The organism is Mycobacterium sp., assembly GCF_032162105.1.
In the GTDB taxonomy this organism is placed as follows: domain Bacteria; phylum Actinomycetota; class Actinomycetes; order Mycobacteriales; family Mycobacteriaceae; genus Mycobacterium.
Genome location: NZ_JAVRPS010000292.1, coordinates 18,785 through 35,648, shown reverse-complemented (window position 1 = coordinate 35,648; position 16,864 = coordinate 18,785). Strand labels below are relative to the sequence as shown.

The window sequence follows — 16,864 nt, the reverse complement described above, 5'->3', positions numbered from 1 at the left end:
ACCCACACCTACGCGCCACCACCTCGAAACACTGCCCGGACAGGACGGCAATCGAGGCGGGCTCGACGCCGCATCGACACGACGGGAATCAGACCTCGTCGAGGCGAGGGTAGAGCACTTCCTGGGTGAGTAGCTGCAGCAGAAGAGCCGCGGTCGCGCTCGTGGCGATGGGGTTGTGGCGGCTCGCCGAAACAGCCCTCGGTCGCTCGACGACCCGAAATCCCAAGGCCCGTCATCAGAAGTGCTGGACCGGGCGAAGGCCTTCGCGCTGGCAGTGGTCTACCTCGCGTTCGCCTACTCCACGTTCGGATTCGCCCGGGGCACCGGGAAGTCCACCGGCGCACAGAATTCGGGGATCAGCGCACGCCTGATGCAGACCGGCACCGGCACGATCGCACTCATCGCCGCCGGCGTGATCATCGTCGCGGTCGGCGGCTATCACGTCTACAAGGGAGCCAGCCGCACCCTTCTGCACGATCTCACAGCCAACTCCAGCGACCTGGTGCGAGGACTGGGCACCGTCGGCTACATCGCCAAGGACCTGGTCATCGCCGGCGCCGGGGTGCTGGTCATCGTCGCCGCGAGCCGCTCGCAGCCCACCACGGCCACCGGACTCGACGGGGCCCTCAAAACCCTCGGCGCCCAACCCTACGGAGTAGCGCTCCTGATCGCCGCAGGCGCAGGAATCATCACCTACGGCCTCTACAGCTTCGCCATGGCCCGATACACCAAAATGTAAGTGGCTCTGGCGGACTCAGCATGCTGCCGACCCCATGCCACGCCCCTCGCCGGGAGGCGCGGTTGGTGGCGGTGCTGTTGCGGCGATGAAGTCATCGAGAAACTCCACCACCGCGGCCGGGGACTCAACGTGCGGGAAATGCCCCACCCCGCTGAGTACTTCAAGCCGGCTACCCGGTAGGGCGTCGTGAGCGGCGTAACCATGGGCGACGGGAATGATCCGGTCCTGATTCCCCCAGATCAGCAAGGTGGGTAGCCCAGCACTCAGATGCAACTTGCTGACCGCACTGACCGCCTGGCCACGGTAGTCCACCACCGAGCGCAGCGTGCGCAGGAACGCCTGCCGGGTCTGGCCGTCTGACAGTGACGAGTAGGCGTTCCACATCTCGCCGGCGCGTGGCGAATGGATGCCAGCCGACACGAGCCACGACCCCAGCCTGTTGCCGACGTCGAGCACCGGTCGCGGCGCGACCACCGGCAGCACCAGCTCCGCTCCTGGCGCCGACAGGATCCGCAATATCCAGCTCAGGTCGGGGCCCAGGCCACCGCTGCTGATGAGAACCAGTCGCTGGCAGTAGTCGCGATGCTGATAGGTGAACTGCATCGCCACACCGCCACCAAGCGACTGACCGACGACCGTCGCCCGCGTGATGCCGAGCTCGTCGAGCAGATCACGCAGCCATGCCGCGAACGCACCCAGCGAATAATCACCGCGCGGCTTGGCGGATTCACCGTGCCCGAACAGATCCGGCGCCACCACCCGGTATCTCTTCGACAACTGCGGTAGGACCGCCCGCCACGTCGCCGAACTTCCCGCCATGCCATGAATCAGCAGCAGCACCTCGCCGGCTCCCGCATCCTGATAGGCAACCCGCTCGCCGTGCAGATCGAGATACTTCATCTCGCTCACGTGAACCCGTCTCCACCCAATGGTGTTCCGGCGTCCTGGCACAACGTCATGGCATCCGTTTCCCGTGTCCAAGTCGACAATAGCCCAACCTACGGTTCCGTAGGTTACCGGCCAGTAAACATGCAGACATCTGTTTGTCCAGACTCGACTGAGATCACATGCGAATCACCGTCGAACGCCTGGCACCGACCCAGATGTCTAGCCGTTGCCGCACGTCGAGCGGCGTAGGCTTGAGTGTTCGCGAAGGAATCGGGGCAGGATCACATCCGGATTGGGAATCGCTCACCTGCGCGTCCGCCACCAACCTGAAGTTGGTGGCATTGCAAACGGGGGTTCGATTGCCCCAGAAGGTGCATCGCGTGACCTACTGTATCGGCGTAATGCTTGACAAGGGCATGATTTTCGCCTCGGACTCGCGTACGAACGCAGGCGTGGATAACTTTGCCAAGTTCTGCAAGATGACGGTGTTCGAGCGTCCCGGCAACCGCGTTGTCGTTCTGCTGAGTTCGGGAAACCTGGCCGGAACTCAGGCCGTCATCAGCCTGTTGACGCAGCGTTGTGCCGACGGCGACGCGGCTACCAATCTCTTGGGTGCCCGGACGATGTTCGACGTCGTGAGGCTGGTCGCCGACGCGACGCGCGACATCGAGAAACGCGACGCCGGGTACCTGGAAGAGAACAAGATCCGGTTCAATGCCTCGTTCATCGTCGGTGGGCAGATCGCCGGCGAGCCGATACGGCTGTTCCGGACCTATGCCGAAGGCAATTTCATCGAAGCAGGGACGGACACGCCCTTCTTTCAGACCGGTGAAACCAAGTACGGAAAGCCGATCCTCGACCGAGTGCTTACGCAAGATACGCCCCTGGCAGACGCCACGAAGTGTGTGCTGGTGTCTTTCGATTCGACCATGCGTAGCAATTTGTCGGTCGGTATGCCGATCGACTTGATCTGCTACGAACGGGACAGCCTCGAAGTGCAGTGGCGGCGGCGATTCGATGAGGGGGACCCCTATTTCACCGCGCTCAGCGACGAATGGGGCGAAGGTGTGCGGCAGGCGTTTCGCCACTTACCCGAGTTGCGCTGGTGACGGGTTGTCACAATGGACACCTCCATCATCACCTGTCAGCAACCGGGATACCCGCGCCGCATCGGCGGCCGCAGGCCGGCGCTGGACGGCGTTGCGGCACATGCTGATCGATTCGTTACGCACGGCATGTGCCGCGTGAGCGCGTCATGATTCATATCTTTTCGACCACCGACGCAGTCGGCCATGCGCGACCTCACCTGCCGGATACCGGAGGCAAAATGATGCGAATTCACCTCGGCTTCGAAATGATCTTCGACTGCCCGCAGCCGACCCCGATGATGTTCAACCTCAACGTCCACTTCACCCGCGTGTCCGATCTCGTGGGCCGTGACGCCCTGGTGTTCGACCCGCCGGTCCCGGTGGCCGCCTATCGTGACGGCTTCGGCAACTGGTGCACCCGCATCGTTGCGCCGAAGGGCCGCACGAGCGTCTCGGCCGATGCGCTCGTCAATGACACGGGAGTTCCCGACGTCGTCGTTCCCGAGGCGCTGCAGATTCCCGTGCCGGACCTGCCCGAGGAGACGCTCGTCTTCCTGCTCGGGAGCCGCTATTGCGAAACCGATCGACTATCCGATACGGCGTGGAATCTCTTTGGGCAGGCACCAACGGGATGGGGCCGCGTCCAGGCAATCTGCGACTTCGTTCACCGGCATCTCACGTTCGGCTATGAACACGCACGCATGACCCGGACCGCTCTGGAGGCATTTGACGAGCGAATCGGCGTCTGCCGTGATTTCACGCATCTCGCCGTTACCTTCTGTCGCTGCATGAACATCCCTGCGCGTTACTGCACCGGGTACCTCGGCGACATCGGTGTGCCTCCGGTGGACGAGCCGATGGATTTCTCTGCCTGGTTCGAGGTATTCCTCGGCGGGCAATGGCATACCTTCGACGCGCGCCACAACACGCCGCGCATCGGCAGGGTGTTGATCGCGCGTGGCCGCGACGCCGCCGACGTCGCGCTCAGCAACACCTTCGGTCCCGCCACATTGACGAGCTTCAGGGTATGGACCGACGAGGTACCCACCGGTTGAGTCAAGCCACCACCGAATTCGCTTAGTCGCTAGCCCGTCAACTGCGCCTTGGCGACCGCACTCGCCGCGGGGGGGCCGACGCGATAGCCATCGCGCAGTTCTGGCACAGGGCCGCCGAGCACGACCGCATCACCGCCGAGCGCGTCGCGGTGATCGGTGGCGGAGAGACCGCCGCCTCGATGCTCAACGAGCTCTTCCGCCACCGGGTTTCGACCATCACGGTGATCTCGCCTCAGGTGACGTTGTTCACCCGGGGTGAGATGCGGCCACGAAGCCTGCGCGAGTCCATGGCGAACTGATTCGCTCCCGCTGCTCTACGTTGGGTTCCGTGACCACATCCGTCGAATCCGACCGGCGGGGGACGTTCACCAGGGTCGGCGCATGGCTCTGGATCGGCGCGGCACTTGGGTACTTCGTCGCGGAGGCCGTCGCCGCCGCGGCCATGCCCAGGTATAGCTACGCGACCGACTACATCAGCACGCTGGGAGCGCCTGGCTGGTCGCCGCTCGCCGCACTGATGAACGGTGCGTTCGTCATGCAGGCGATCCTGTTCCCCGCAGGCGCGGCGCTGCTGGTGGCGGGAGGCCGGGCCCGCAAGGCTTCGGTGTTCCTGGTCTTCGCCGTGCTCAACGGCATCGGAAACCTCCTCGTCGCCACGGTGCACAGCGGTCCCTCGGGAACCGGTCCGGATTGGCATGGGGTGGGGGCGTTGCTGGCCATCGGGGGCGGCAACGTCGCGGTCCTGGCCGGAGCATCGGCGATTCGGCGGGCGGGTGCGTCGTGGGCCTACCGCGCGGTGTCCGTCGCCCTCGGCGTGCTGGGCCTGCTGTGCTTGGCCGGGTTGGTGTTCGATACGTCTCTGACCGTCCTGCCCATCGGTATCTGGGAGCGCGGCAGCGTGTACTCGATCTACGTCTGGCAGACGGTCACCGCGGTGTATCTCCTCCGCCGCAGGGTCGAGTGGTCCTGACCGCTTTGCGGCTAGATCTGCTGGGCGAGCGGCAGATCCATGTCGAACACCCTGGCGTGCACCACCGTCCGGTTGCGCAGTGCGGCTCGCACCGCCCGGTGCAATCCGTCCTCCAGGTAGACCACGCCCTGCCACCGCACGGCGTGTGGGAACAGATCGCCGTAGAAGGTCGAATCCTCCGAAAGCAGGCGGTCGAGGGCCAGCACGGTGGTGGTGGTGACCAATTCGTCGAGCCGGATCTGCCGCGGCGGGATCTGCGCCCACTGCCGATAGGAGAGGTTGTGCTCGGGATACGGTTTGCCGTCGCGGACGCCCTTGAAGATCACGACAAGACCTTCGCTGACGGGCGAACCCGCAACCTCGGCGTCAGCATGAAAACGAGATTAATCCCCCGCGCTCGCGTTGTCCTCGTCACCGAAGTGCGCTCCGGCGCCGTCAGCGCTGCTCGTGCCCGTAAAATGACGGGGACCGGGAGGTGAACCATGGGTAGTGCCGACGATCGTCGCTTCGAGGTGCTGCGCGCCATCGTCGCGGACTTCGTCGCGACCAAGGAGCCGATCGGGTCCAAATCCCTCGTCGAGCGCCACAATCTCGGCGTGTCGAGCGCCACCGTGCGCAACGACATGGCAGTGCTGGAAGCCGAGGGCTACATCGCCCAACCCCACACGAGTTCGGGTCGCGTACCGACCGAGAAGGGCTATCGCGAGTTCGTCGACCGGCTCGACGACGTAAAGCCGCTGTCCTCCGCCGAGCGACGGGCGATCCTGACCTTCCTGGAGTCTGGCGTCGACCTCGACGACGTGCTGCGGCGCGCGGTGCGGTTGCTCGCGCAGCTGACCCGGCAGGTTGCCATCGTGCAGTACCCGACGTTGTCGACGTCGAGCGTGCGTCACCTGGAGGTCGTGGCGCTCACGCCGGCCCGGTTGCTGTTGGTGGTCATCACCGACACGGGCCGGGTCGATCAGCGCGTCGTCGAACTCGGCGACGCCATCGACGACCATCAGCTTTCCCAGCTTCGCGAGCGCCTCGCGGCCGCGCTGGAGGGCAAGCCGCTGTCGGCCGCGTCGATCGCCGTGGCGGACCTCGCAGGCCAGCTCGACGGCAGCGGCGGACTGGGCGACGCGGTGGGCCGGGCCGCGACGGTGCTGGTCGAGACCCTCGTCGAGCACAGCGAAGAGCGTTTGCTGCTGGGCGGCACCGCAAATCTGACGCGCAACACCGCCGACTTCGGTGGATCGCTGCGTTCGGTCCTCGAAGCGCTCGAGGAGCAGGTGGTGGTGCTGCGGTTGCTGGCCGCGCAGCAGGGGGCCGGTAAGGTCACTGTACGAATCGGGCACGAGACCGAGGCCGAGCAGATGGTCGGAACCTCGGTGGTCAGCACGACCTACGGCAGCCTGGGCAAGGTGTACGGCGGCATGGGCGTGGTCGGTCCCACTCGAATGGACTATCCGGGAACCATTGCCAACGTCGCGGCGGTTGCTCTCTACATAGGCGAAGTCTTGGGCACCCGGTAGGGGTGCGAGTAGCCGCGTGACGCGGCATGGGAAGGGTTTGGCGTGGCACGCGACTATTACGGCCTGCTCGGAGTGAGCAAGGGTGCGACCGATACGGACATCAAGAAGGCGTATCGCAGACTGGCGCGCGAGTTGCACCCCGACGTCAACCCCGACGAGGGTGCGCAGGCGCGGTTCAAGGAGATCAGCGTCGCCTACGAGGTGCTCAGCGATCCGGAGAAGCGCCGGATCGTCGACCTCGGCGGCGACCCGATGGAGAGCGCGGGCGCGTCGGCGGGCAACGGGTTCGCCGGATTCGGCGGACTCGGTGACGTATTCGAGGCGTTCTTCGGCGGCGGCGCAGGCTCCCGCGGACCGATCGGCCGGGTGCGGCCGGGTTCGGATTCGCTGTTACGGATGCGGGTGGATCTGTCCGAGTGTGCGACCGGGGTGACCAAGCAGGTCACCGTCGATACCGCGATCCTGTGCGACCTGTGCCAGGGAAGGGGCACCCACGGCAACAGCACCCCGGTCACCTGTGACACCTGCGGCGGGCACGGCGAGGTGCAGAGCGTGCAGCGCTCGCTGCTCGGCCAGGTGATGACGTCGCGACCGTGCCCGGTGTGCGGCGGCGTCGGCGAGGTCATCCCCGACCCCTGCCACCGCTGCGGTGGCGACGGCAGGGTCCGGGCCCGCCGCGAGGTCAGCGTCAAGATCCCCGCCGGCGTCGGCGAGGGCATGCGCGTCCGGCTGGCGGCCCAGGGCGAGGTGGGGCCTGGCGGCGGCGCCGCAGGCGACCTGTACGTCGAGGTCCACGAACAACCCCACGACATCTTCATCCGCGACGGCGACGACCTGCACTGCACCGTCTCGGTGCCGATGGTCGACGCGGCGTTGGGCACCTCGGTGTCCGTCGACGCCATCATCGACGGGGCCACCCAGATCACCATCGCGGCAGGCACGCAGCCGGGCTCCGTCGTCACGCTGCGTGGTCACGGCATGCCGCATCTGCGCTCGGGGGTGCGCGGCAACCTGCACGCCCACGTCGAGGTCGTCGTGCCCTCGCGGTTGGATACCAACGACACCGAACTGTTGCGCAAGCTCAAGGAGCACCGGGTCCGTGACGCGGCGGAGGTGAAGTCGACGCATGCGACGTCCGCAGGCGGCGGGTTGTTCAACCGGTTGCGCGAGACCTTCACGGGTCGCTAGGCGACTCGGGAGTGAGCCGGGCGCTGTTCTACGTCGATGAGCTGCCCGAGGTCGGTGGGCTCGCCGTCGTGGACGGCGACGAGGGATTCCACGCCGCCAACGTGCGCCGGATCCGACCCGGAGAGGAACTCGACCTCGGCGACGGTGCGGGCATCGTCGCGCAGTGCGTGATCGAGGACGCCGCGAAGGGTCGCCTGACGGCCCGGGTTCTCGAGCGCCGGACCGTCGAGCCGCCCAATCCCCAGGTCACCGTGGTGCAAGCACTGCCCAAGTCGGACCGGTCCGAGTTGGCCGTCGAGTTGGCCACCGAGGCAGGTGCGGACGCGTTCGTCGCGTGGCAGTCCGAGCGCTGCGTGGCCCGGTGGGACGGAGCGGCCCGGGTGGACAAGGGACTACGGCGTTGGCGGGCCGTGGCGCGTTCGGCTGCCCGCCAGTCCCGTCGGCCGTACGTCCCCGCGGTCACATCGTTGGTGACCACCCCCGAACTGGTCGCCACCGTGGGCACCGCGACGGCGGACGGCGCGGTGGTGCTGGTGCTGCACGAATCGGCGACCGGGCCGCTGACGAAAGTGCCACTGGTTCAGGCGCGTTCGCTGATGCTTGTCGTCGGTCCGGAGGGTGGCATCAGCGACGACGAGGTCGCCGCGCTGTCGGCTGCCGGCGCGACGGTGGTGCGTCTCGGCCCGACGGTGCTGCGGACGTCTACCGCCGCCGCGGTTGCCCTCGGCGCGCTCGGTGTGCTGACGCCGCGCTGGGCGGTGTGACCGCGTCTACGTCCCGGGTGCCCGCAGGGTGGCGTGGTCGACGGCGGCCATGTCGATGGTCTGACCGCTTAGAGCGGGTGCGTCGGGAGCGGCGAGCCAGTGCGCGAGCCGGGCCAGTGGCTCACCGCCGGCGCCACCGGTGACCACGAGCAGGCAGCGGATGTCGTCGGCGGCCCAGTCCACCGCGAACAGTTGCACGCTCATGGCGAGCGCCGCCGCGACGACACCGTCGCCTGCGGATCGCACCGCCGCCCGGCCGGGTGGGGTCGCAACCGCGACCACGACCAGACCTCGCCCGGACCGCAATCGGTCCCGGCGCTCGGTGATGCCGCGGATGACCTCGCCGGTGGCGGCCATGGCCGCGCCCGCCGACCACGTGCCGTCGCCGCCGTCCTGCGGTGCCGGTGCGATGACCAGCAGGCTCAGCGGTGTCGTCGCGTCCGGGTCGGCCGGTGTCCAGCCCAGCGCGCCGAGCGCCTCGATGAGCGTGCCGTCGCTGCCGCTGACCAGGACGTGGCGATCGGTTGGCGCAGTCACTTCGGCCGCCCGGCGTCGAGGGCGGAGTGCATGCCGCCGTCGACGAGGATGTCGGCACCCGTCGCGAAGCCTGCCGCATCCGACAGGAGGAAGGCCACCGCGTCGGCGGTGTCCTCGGGGCGGCCGAGACGCCCGAGCGGGGGCAGCGTGGGGAACGCCAGATCGCCGAACACATCGAGGCTCGAGGCCATGCCGGGCTCGGTGTCGCCCGGGTTGACGGCGTTGACCCGGATGCCTCGTCGGCCGTATTCGGCCGCCAGTGCGCGGCAGGCCGCCAGTAAGGCGGCCTTGGACACCGAATAGGCGCCGATCTCGGTTTCACCCCACGCACCGGCGTTCGACGCGACCGCGACGATCGCACCGCCCGCGGGCATCAGCGCCGCCGCGGTCTGTGCCTGGGTGACCGGAACGGTGACGTTGACCCGCAGGATGTCGGCCAACTCGGCCGGCGCGGTCTGATCCAGGCGGGCGTGCACGATGGTGCCCGCGTTGAGTACCAGGCCGTGCAGCCCGCCGAGGTGCCGCGCAGCCGCCTCGACGACGAGTGCGCCGTCGCGGTCGTCGTCGTGGGGGACGTAGCTGGCCCCGGTGGCCGCCGCGAGCGCCTCGCCGCGGCGTCGATCGCGGCCGCTGAACACCACCCGGTCGCCTGCGCTGACCAGGGTGTGCACGATCGCCTTTCCGATAGCTCCGGTCCCGCCGCAGACCAGCACACCCTTGGACACCCGACGATTATCCCCTCGACCTGCGATGGCGCGCTCGCTGAACGGGAACGCCGTCGGCATAACCATTGGGGCGTGACGGTGACCAGCGGTAAACTCACCTGAACGCCAGATCCGGTCACCACCGGAGTTAGAACCCAGAAAGCAGGCACTGAACCCCACGTGACCCCCCGCGAGACGAACGCTGCCTCATCGGACACGTCCGTTCGAAGCAGCATCAATGTTCCGCCCGATCTCGTCGTGGGCCTGCTTGGTTCCGCCGACGAGAATCTACGGGCCGTAGAGCGCCTGCTGACCGCCGACATTCACGTGCGCGGCAACGCGTTGACCCTGACCGGCGAGCCTGCCGACGTGGCCGTGGCCGAGCGAGCCTTTTCAGAGCTCATCGCCGTGGTCGCCGGTGGCCAGACCCTCACCCCCGAGGCCGTGCGCCATAGCGTCGCCATGCTGACCGGAACCGACGAGGAGTCGCCGGCCGAGGTGCTGACGCTGGACATCCTGTCGCGGCGCGGCAAGACGATCCGCCCCAAGACGCTGAACCAGAAGCGCTACGTCGACGCGATCGACAAGTACACCATCGTGTTTGGCATCGGGCCAGCCGGTACCGGGAAGACCTACCTGGCCATGGCCAAGGCGGTCAACGCGTTGCAGACCAAGCAGGTGTCCCGCATCATCCTCACCCGGCCCGCCGTGGAAGCCGGTGAGCGCCTTGGCTTCCTGCCCGGCACGCTGTCGGAGAAGATCGACCCGTATCTGCGCCCGCTCTACGACGCCCTGCACGACATGATGGATTCCGAGCTGATCCCAAAGCTGATGAGCGCCGGGGTGATCGAGGTCGCGCCGCTCGGGTATATGCGGGGTCGCGCGCAGCCATTGTTCACGAAGGTGTTGACGCCCAACGGCTTCCGGCCGATCGGTGACCTTCGGGTGGGCGACTTCGTGATCGGCTCGGACGGTGGTCCCACCGAGGTGCTCGGTGTCTACCCGCAGGGTTTCAAGGAGATCTACCGGGTCCATGCGCAGGACGGCTCGTCGACGCTCGCGTCCGGTGACCACCTCTGGTCGGTGTACACCCGCGCCGACCGACGATGCGGGAAGCCGCCGCGCCTACTCGAGACCAAGGAGATGATTGGCAATCTCCGCGCGGCGCACTATCACCGCTACGAATTGCCGATGCTCGCCTCGCCGGTGAACTTCGCGCCACGACCGGTACCGCTGGATCCGTACGCTCTCGGCTTACTGCTGGGCGACGGGTGCATCACGTGTGCGACAACTCCAGGCATCTCGACGGCTGATCCAGAACTGGCAGAGGCGCTGGGACGTCTCATCGCCGGCATCGTCGTTCGACGCAAATCCGAGATCGAGTACGTGCTGAACCGAGTCACATGCGCGGATGAGGTGATAACCCAGGAGAATCCGGTGACGGGCGCCCTCCGGCAGCTCGGGCTCGCGGGTACGAAGTCGAACACCAAATTCATTCCGCAGGACTACCTCCTCAATTCGCCCGACGTGCGGCTCGCGGTCCTTCAGGGCCTGCTCGACACCGATGGAGGGCCGGTAACGCAGCAGGGGCGGACGTGCCGCATTGAGTTCACGACGGTCTCCGACCGCCTCCGTGACGACGTTGTGTTCCTAGTTCGGTCTCTCGGCGGGGTTGCGTATGTGCGGACTCGGCCGGCGGAAGGGCGCAGGCCCGGACTCGCACGGGGTCACGAGGTGCACCACAGGTCGGATGCTCACATCATCAACATTCGTTTGCCCGAGGGCATCGTGCCGTTCCGGATGGTCCGCAAGGCGGAGAAGTACGACTCGACCGGCGGCGGTCGGCCGATGCGCTTCGTGGATCGCATCGAGCCCGAGGGCACCAAGGAAGCAGTGTGTATCCAGGTGGCCGCGGAGGACTCGCTATACGTCACCGAGGACTTTCTGCTCACGCACAACACGCTCAACGACGCATTCATCATCCTCGACGAGGCGCAGAACACCACCGCCGAGCAGATGAAGATGTTCCTGACCCGCTTGGGATTTGGGTCGAAGATCGTCGTCACCGGTGACGTCACGCAGGTCGACCTGCACGGTGGCGCCACGTCTGGCCTTCGGGCTGCCGTCGATGTCCTCGACGGCATCGACGACATCCACGTCTCCGAGCTCACCAGCTCCGACGTGGTGCGCCACCGCCTGGTGTCCGAGATCGTCGACGCCTACGCCAGAGCCGAAGAGCCGGCGTCGATGAACCGCGCCCAGCGCAGGGCCGGCCCCGGCCGGCCGCGACGGTGATCATCTTGCTCCTCACGTGCGCGGTGACCGCCGAATGAGCATCGAGGTATCCAACGAGTCGGGCGTCGACGTCTCCGAGACCGAACTCATCAGCGTCGCAAAGTTCGTCATCGCGAAGATGGACGTGAACCCGGCGGCCGAACTGTCCATGGTATTGCTCGATACCTCGGCCATGGCCGATCTGCACATGCGGTGGATGGATCTCCCGGGACCCACCGACGTGATGAGCTTCCCGATGGACGAACTGGAACCGGGTGGTCGTCCCGACGCGCCCGAGCCGGGACCGTCGATGCTCGGCGACATCGTGCTGTGCCCGGAGTTCGCGGCCAAACAGGCTGAGGCGGCTGGACATTCGCTGGGCCATGAGCTCGCGCTGCTGACCGTGCACGGGGTACTGCACCTGCTCGGCTACGACCACGCCGAGCCGGACGAGGAGAAGGAAATGTTCGCCCTGCAAGGCCATCTGCTCGAGCAGTGGGTGGCCGACCAGGTTGCGGCATACCACCAGGACCGCCAGACCGAGCGGGACCGGCGTCTGCTCGACGAGTCCCGACTCTTCGACAATCCGTGACCGGCGACGAACGGTGACCGGAATCGCTTCGCTCATCGGCGCTCTCGCACTCATCGGACTGGGTGGTCTGTTCGCCGCGATCGACGCCGCCATCAGCACGGTCTCCATCGCGCGCATCGACGAGATGGTGCGTGACGAGCGTCCTGGCGCGGCTCGGCTGGCCCGCATCGTCGCCGACCGGCCGCGTTACATCAATCTCGTCGTCCTGCTGCGCATCACCTGCGAGACGGCGGCGACCGTGCTGCTGGTGGCCTACCTGTACGAGGGCCTCGGACTGACCTGGGGACTGTTGGCCGCCGCAGCCATCATGGTGGTGGTCAGCTTCGTGGCCATCGGGGTGGGGCCGCGGACCCTCGGCCGCCAGCACGCCTATTCCATCGCGCTGATGGCCGCCCTTCCGCTGCAAGCGATCTCGATACTGCTCACACCGATTAGCCGCCTGTTGGTGTTGATGGGCAACGCGCTCACGCCGGGCCGCGGTTTCCGCAACGGCCCGTTCGCCTCCGAGATCGAGCTGCGCGAGGTGGTCGACCTCGCCCAGCAGCGCGGCGTGGTGGCCGACGACGAGCGGCGGATGATCCAGTCGGTCTTCGAGCTTGGCGACACCCCGGCACGCGAGGTCATGGTGCCCCGCACCGAGATGGTGTGGATCGAGTCCGACAAGACCGCGGGCCAAGCCACCTCGCTGGCCGTGCGCAGTGGGCACTCCCGCATACCGGTGATCGGCGAGAACGTCGACGACGTCGTCGGCGTCGTCTACCTCAAGGACCTCGTTCAGCAGACGTACTACTCGACCAACGGCGGCCGTGACACCAAGGTCACCGAGGTGATGCGCCCCGCGGTGTTCGTGCCCGACTCCAAGCCGCTCGACGCGCTGCTGCGCGAGATGCAGCGCGACCGCAACCACATGGCGTTGCTGGTCGACGAATACGGCGCCATCGCAGGTCTGGTCACCATCGAGGACGTGTTGGAGGAGATCGTCGGCGAGATCGCTGACGAGTACGACACCGACGAGGTCGCTCCCGTGGAGGAGTTGGGGGACGGCAACTTCCGGGTGTCCGCCCGGCTGCCCCTGGAGGACCTCGCAGAACTGTACGACCTCGAGGTCGACGAGGACCTCGACGTGGACACCGTCGGTGGACTGCTCGCCCACGAGTTGGGCCGGGTGCCGCTGCCCGGCGCCGAGGTGACCTGGGATTCGCTGCGGCTGCGTGCCGAGGGTGGCCAGGACCACCGCGGCCGGGTGCGCATCGGCACCGTGCTCGTCAAACCGACCGAACCCGAGGAGGGGGAGCGATGAGCCTCGACGCCGAGGACACCAAGCTGGTGGTGCTCGCGCGCGGCGCGATGGCCCGCGCGGAGGCAGGCAGCGGAGCGGCCGTCCGCGACGCCGACGGCCGGACCTACGCCGGTGCCCCCGTCGCACTGAACGCGTTGTCGCTGACCGCACTTCAGGCCGCCGTCGCCGCGGCGGTGTCGAGCGGCGCGTCCGGCCTCGAGGCGGCGGTGCTGGTCGGCGCCCCGGCCGACGACGCAGGCGTTGCTGCGGTGCAGGAGTTGTCGGCCGACGCCGTCGTCATCGTCACGGATCGTACCGGGAACCCGCTGTGACCGAATTCCGTTCCGGCTTCGTGTGTTTCGTCGGACGGCCCAACACCGGCAAGTCGACCCTGACCAACGCGCTGGTCGGCACCAAGGTGGCGATCACGTCCAATCGCCCGCAGACCACCCGCCACACCATCCGCGGCGTCGTGCACCGCGAGGGCTTCCAGATCGTCCTCGTCGACACCCCAGGTCTGCACCGGCCGCGCACGCTTCTGGGCCAGCGGCTGAACGAGCTGGTGAAGGGCACCTACTCCGAGGTCGACGTCATCGGCCTGTGCATCCCCGCCGACGAGACGGTCGGACCGGGAGACCGGTGGATCTATGAACAGATCCGCACCATCGCGCCCAGAACCACGTTGATCGTGATCGTCACCAAGACGGACAAGGTGTCCAGAGAAAGGGTCGCCGCCCAACTGATCGCCGTCAGCGAACTCACCGGCGGCACCGCCGAGATCGTGCCCGTGTCGGCCACCACGGGCGAGCAGGTCGACCTACTGATCGACGTACTGGTCGCGCAACTTCCACCGGGACCGGCCTTCTACCCCGACGGTGAGCTCACCGACGAGCCGGAGGAGACGCTGATGGCCGAGCTGATCCGCGAGGCCGCACTCGAAGGCGTCCACGACGAACTGCCGCACTCGCTCGCGGTGGTCATCGACGAGGTCAGCCCGCGCGAGGGCCGCTCGGACGAACAGGGGGACCTCATCGACGTGCGCGCCATCCTGTACGTCGAACGCGACAGCCAGAAGGGCATCGTGATCGGCAAGGGCGGTGCACGCCTGCGGGAGGTCGGTACCGCCGCGCGCATCCAGATCGAGAAGCTGCTCGGCACCAAGGTGTATCTCGAGCTGCGCGTCAAGATCGCGAAGAACTGGCAGCGCGACCCCAAACAGCTTGGCCGACTGGGCTTTTAGTCAGCCGGGCTGGCCGTAGACCGCGACGGCGACCGAGCGGTCCAGGCTGTTCACCGACCACACCCCGACCTGGGTGTTGGCGCAGTTGGACATGATCGCCATGTAGTCCGGCCGGTAGTACCACTGGTTCATGATGTCGATGCCGTTGATCGCCAGCGCCGGGTTGATCGCCACCGTCTCGGACGCGATGCCCTTGAAGCCCGCGGCGTTGGCACGGTCCTGGACACTCGTGCCGTCCGAGCCGATGTCGCCGTCGAGCGCGCGATTGTTCAGCACGTCGTTGGCGTGCCACTCCGCGGCCAACCGCAACTGCGGGTTGATCACCACGTTGTTCGTACAGCCGGCCTGATGCTGAATCGTGTAGACGTTGGCGACCACGCCGTCGTTGAGCCGCTTGTTGTCGGCATTCGCCGACGGCATCGCGACGACGGCGCCGCCGACCACCGCGAGCACGGGCAGCACCCGCGCGCAGGATCGGGCGGCATCGCTGATGTTCACGGTGGTGGACATTACGCCAGTGCGCCACGGCCCGGCGTGCAAACAGCGGCTACTCGGGGCCGGGCTCGTCCCACCAAACGTCGGGCTGCTCATTCGACCAGTTGCCCATCGCCTCGAGTTCGGCGGCCAGCGAAATGAGCAACGGCTCGCTGTCGGCAGGCCCCATCAATTGCACCCCGATCGGCAGCCCATCGGACGTGAAACCCGCCGGGATGTTGATCGACGGCCAGCCCAGCAGATTCCACGGCCAGGTCACCGGGCACGCGCGAATCATCGCGCGATCGGTGGACAGGCCGCCGCGCCGGTCGAAGTCGTGCACGCCGGGCGGCGGAAGTGCCGTGGTCGGGGCCAGCACCACGTCGGCCAGGTTGAAGATCCATCCGATGCGGCGCTGGGTGGACGTCTCCCGGGCCCTGGCCTTGCGCAGCACCTGCTCCGACAACAGCCGGCCCGTGAACATATTGCTCGTGGTGCGTTTTTCCAGCGCGACGGTGGGGCCGAGGCGATCGGCCCAGTCCAGCAGCCCCGAGGTCGAACGCGACAGGAAGTTCCACGACATCTGCACCCCGTAGTCGGGGTCGGCGCGCCGGATCGTATGGCCGAGGTCCTCGAGTTGGCCAGCGATCACATCCATGGCCGCACGGATTTCGGGGTGCAGCTTGGCCTTGAAGCCGTTGAACGGGAACTTCGTCGACATCGCCACCGTGAGGGGACCCGGCGCCTGGCCCAGGTACTCTGCCACCCGCACCGGTGGTGGTTTGTGCAGATCGCCGTCGACGTTGCCGGACGCGGCGTCGAGCACCAGCGCCGCATCGGCGACGGTGCGGGCAAGAACGCCGTTGACGGTGATGCCGTTGAACGCCTCCGGCAGCGGCCACGTCGAGATGCGGCCGCGCTGCGGCTTGATGCCGACGAGGTGCGTCCAAGCCGCCGGGATGCGGACGCTGCCCGCGCCGTCGGAGCCGATCGCCGCGGTGACCAGCCCGGCGGCCACCGCTGCGGCGCTGCCGCCCGACGAGCCGCCCGGCGTGTGTTCGCGGGACCACGGGTTGCGCGTGTGACCGAAGGCTGGCCCGCTGGTGAACGGCCATTGACCGAGTTCGCAGGTGTTCGTCTTGCCCACGATGATCGCGCCCGCGGCACGCAATCGGCGCACCACCTCGGCGTCCGCGGTGGCGTCCTGCAGCGTGCCCGACGTGCCGAACCTGGTCGGCACCCCTGCGACGTCCACGTCGTCCTTCACTGCGATCGGGATGCCGAGCAACGGAAGGTATTGCCCTGCAGCCCGTTTGCGATCCGCTTCCCGGGCGTCGGCCGGGGCCTGGTCGGTCAGGACCACCCGGAACGCGTTGAGCGTGGACTGGCTGGCGGTGATGGCGCGTAGCGATCGTTGGACCAGTTGCTCGGAGGTCACGCTGCTGCTGGCGAGTTGATAGAGCTGTTGGGTCAGCGTGGGGAAGCGGGTGTCGGGACGGCGGGACGAACGAGCGGTCATGGGGCGGGTGGGATCGGAGAGAACTCAGCCATGTTGGCA

At 67.3% G+C, this 16,864-nt stretch carries 16 protein-coding genes and 5 pseudogenes; 15 read left to right on the top strand and 6 right to left on the bottom strand.

What is annotated here, in order from left to right:
- Positions 1–146 precede the first annotated feature (146 nt).
- Positions 147–739: pseudogene (locus QOC69_RS15175) on the top strand (DUF1206 domain-containing protein); the annotation flags it as partial.
- A gap of 15 nt (positions 740–754) precedes the next feature.
- Here the strand turns inward: QOC69_RS15175 and QOC69_RS15170 are convergent.
- Positions 755–1,648, bottom strand: a complete 894-nt coding sequence (locus QOC69_RS15170; protein ID WP_526440879.1) for an alpha/beta fold hydrolase — start codon at positions 1,646–1,648, stop codon at positions 755–757.
- Positions 1,649–1,806: 158 nt separating this feature from the next.
- Between QOC69_RS15170 and QOC69_RS15165 the strand changes: the two genes are divergently transcribed.
- The 4 genes and pseudogenes from QOC69_RS15165 to QOC69_RS15150 all read left to right on the top strand — a co-directional run bounded on the left by QOC69_RS15165 (position 1,807) and on the right by QOC69_RS15150 (position 4,740).
- Positions 1,807–2,736 (top strand): proteasome-type protease, encoded by a 930-nt coding sequence (locus tag QOC69_RS15165; RefSeq protein ID WP_526440877.1) that lies wholly within the window; start codon positions 1,807–1,809, stop codon positions 2,734–2,736.
- Between the two features lie 128 nt (positions 2,737–2,864).
- The gene (locus tag QOC69_RS15160; RefSeq protein ID WP_526440875.1) at positions 2,865–3,770 is read left to right on the top strand and encodes a transglutaminase-like domain-containing protein; all 906 of its coding nucleotides are present in this window, start codon (positions 2,865–2,867) and stop codon (positions 3,768–3,770) included.
- A gap of 86 nt (positions 3,771–3,856) precedes the next feature.
- Positions 3,857–4,030 (top strand): annotated as a pseudogene (locus QOC69_RS15155) (NAD(P)-dependent oxidoreductase); the annotation flags it as partial.
- Between the two features lie 68 nt (positions 4,031–4,098).
- The gene (locus QOC69_RS15150; protein WP_526440873.1) at positions 4,099–4,740 is read left to right on the top strand and encodes a DUF998 domain-containing protein; all 642 of its coding nucleotides are present in this window, start codon (positions 4,099–4,101) and stop codon (positions 4,738–4,740) included.
- An 11-nt stretch (positions 4,741–4,751) separates the two neighbouring features.
- Here the strand turns inward: QOC69_RS15150 and QOC69_RS15145 are convergent, their stop codons facing one another.
- Positions 4,752–5,066, bottom strand: coding sequence for a type II toxin-antitoxin system VapB family antitoxin (locus QOC69_RS15145; RefSeq protein WP_526440871.1), 315 nt, complete (start codon positions 5,064–5,066; stop codon positions 4,752–4,754).
- 156 nt (positions 5,067–5,222) lie between these two features.
- Here QOC69_RS15145 and hrcA point away from each other — a divergent pair, with 156 nt between their 5' ends.
- The 3 genes from hrcA to QOC69_RS15130 are packed head-to-tail and all read left to right on the top strand — an operon-like array spanning position 5,223 to position 8,206.
- Positions 5,223–6,254, top strand: a complete 1,032-nt coding sequence (gene hrcA / locus QOC69_RS15140) for a heat-inducible transcriptional repressor HrcA (RefSeq protein ID WP_526440868.1) — start codon at positions 5,223–5,225, stop codon at positions 6,252–6,254.
- A 42-nt stretch (positions 6,255–6,296) separates the two neighbouring features.
- Entirely contained in the window at positions 6,297–7,442 is a 1,146-nt protein-coding gene (dnaJ, locus tag QOC69_RS15135; RefSeq protein ID WP_526440866.1) for a molecular chaperone DnaJ, read from the top strand.
- Positions 7,443–7,453: 11 nt separating this feature from the next.
- On the top strand, positions 7,454–8,206 hold the full coding sequence (locus tag QOC69_RS15130) for a 16S rRNA (uracil(1498)-N(3))-methyltransferase (RefSeq protein WP_526440864.1): 753 nt from the start codon (positions 7,454–7,456) through the stop codon (positions 8,204–8,206).
- A gap of 6 nt (positions 8,207–8,212) precedes the next feature.
- On the opposite strand, the gene QOC69_RS15125 is transcribed toward QOC69_RS15130, so the two are convergent.
- Positions 8,213–8,743 (bottom strand): hypothetical protein, encoded by a 531-nt coding sequence (locus tag QOC69_RS15125; protein ID WP_526440863.1) that lies wholly within the window; start codon positions 8,741–8,743, stop codon positions 8,213–8,215.
- Positions 8,740–9,468, bottom strand: coding sequence for an SDR family NAD(P)-dependent oxidoreductase (locus QOC69_RS15120; RefSeq protein ID WP_526440861.1), 729 nt, complete (start codon positions 9,466–9,468; stop codon positions 8,740–8,742). The genes QOC69_RS15125 and QOC69_RS15120 overlap by 4 nt, the downstream gene beginning before the upstream one ends.
- Before the next feature lie 159 nt (positions 9,469–9,627).
- Here QOC69_RS15120 and QOC69_RS15115 point away from each other — a divergent pair.
- The 7 genes and pseudogenes from QOC69_RS15115 to era form a co-directional block, all read left to right on the top strand.
- A pseudogene (locus tag QOC69_RS15115) lies at positions 9,628–10,329 on the top strand (PhoH family protein); the annotation flags it as partial.
- Positions 10,318–11,145 (top strand): annotated as a pseudogene (locus tag QOC69_RS15110) (LAGLIDADG family homing endonuclease); the annotation flags it as partial. The pseudogenes QOC69_RS15115 and QOC69_RS15110, both read left to right, overlap by 12 nt.
- 261 nt (positions 11,146–11,406) lie before the next feature.
- Positions 11,407–11,742: pseudogene (locus QOC69_RS15105) on the top strand (PhoH family protein); the annotation flags it as partial.
- Positions 11,743–11,776: 34 nt separating this feature from the next.
- On the top strand, positions 11,777–12,313 hold the full coding sequence (gene ybeY, locus QOC69_RS15100) for an rRNA maturation RNase YbeY (protein WP_526440858.1): 537 nt from the start codon (positions 11,777–11,779) through the stop codon (positions 12,311–12,313).
- Positions 12,314–12,326: 13 nt separating this feature from the next.
- Positions 12,327–13,613 (top strand): CNNM domain-containing protein, encoded by a 1,287-nt coding sequence (locus tag QOC69_RS15095; protein WP_526440856.1) that lies wholly within the window; start codon positions 12,327–12,329, stop codon positions 13,611–13,613.
- Positions 13,610–13,924 carry a cytidine deaminase-like protein gene (locus tag QOC69_RS15090; RefSeq protein WP_526440854.1) on the top strand — a complete coding sequence of 105 codons (315 nt, stop codon included), beginning with the start codon at positions 13,610–13,612 and terminating at the stop codon, positions 13,922–13,924. The genes QOC69_RS15095 and QOC69_RS15090 overlap by 4 nt, the downstream gene beginning before the upstream one ends.
- Complete coding sequence (gene era / locus QOC69_RS15085) at positions 13,921–14,832, top strand: GTPase Era (protein WP_526440852.1); 912 nt, start codon at positions 13,921–13,923, stop codon at positions 14,830–14,832. Before QOC69_RS15090 ends, era begins: the two co-directional genes overlap by 4 nt.
- Here the strand turns inward: era and QOC69_RS15080 are convergent, their stop codons facing one another.
- The gene (locus QOC69_RS15080; RefSeq protein WP_526440850.1) at positions 14,833–15,342 is read right to left on the bottom strand and encodes a CAP domain-containing protein; all 510 of its coding nucleotides are present in this window, start codon (positions 15,340–15,342) and stop codon (positions 14,833–14,835) included.
- A 37-nt stretch (positions 15,343–15,379) separates the two neighbouring features.
- Positions 15,380–16,825 (bottom strand): amidase, encoded by a 1,446-nt coding sequence (locus tag QOC69_RS15075; protein WP_526440848.1) that lies wholly within the window; start codon positions 16,823–16,825, stop codon positions 15,380–15,382.
- Positions 16,826–16,864 lie beyond the last annotated feature (39 nt).

Coding starts and splice junctions, on each gene's coding strand:
- QOC69_RS15080 (WP_526440850.1), bottom strand. CDS start 15,342: ATGTCCACCACCGTGAACATCAGCGATGCCGCCCGATCCTGCGCGCGG.
- QOC69_RS15090 (WP_526440854.1), top strand. CDS start 13,610: ATGAGCCTCGACGCCGAGGACACCAAGCTGGTGGTGCTCGCGCGCGGC.
- QOC69_RS15165 (WP_526440877.1), top strand. CDS start 1,807: ATGCGAATCACCGTCGAACGCCTGGCACCGACCCAGATGTCTAGCCGT.
- hrcA (WP_526440868.1), top strand. CDS start 5,223: ATGGGTAGTGCCGACGATCGTCGCTTCGAGGTGCTGCGCGCCATCGTC.
- ybeY (WP_526440858.1), top strand. CDS start 11,777: ATGAGCATCGAGGTATCCAACGAGTCGGGCGTCGACGTCTCCGAGACC.
- QOC69_RS15075 (WP_526440848.1), bottom strand. CDS start 16,825: ATGACCGCTCGTTCGTCCCGCCGTCCCGACACCCGCTTCCCCACGCTG.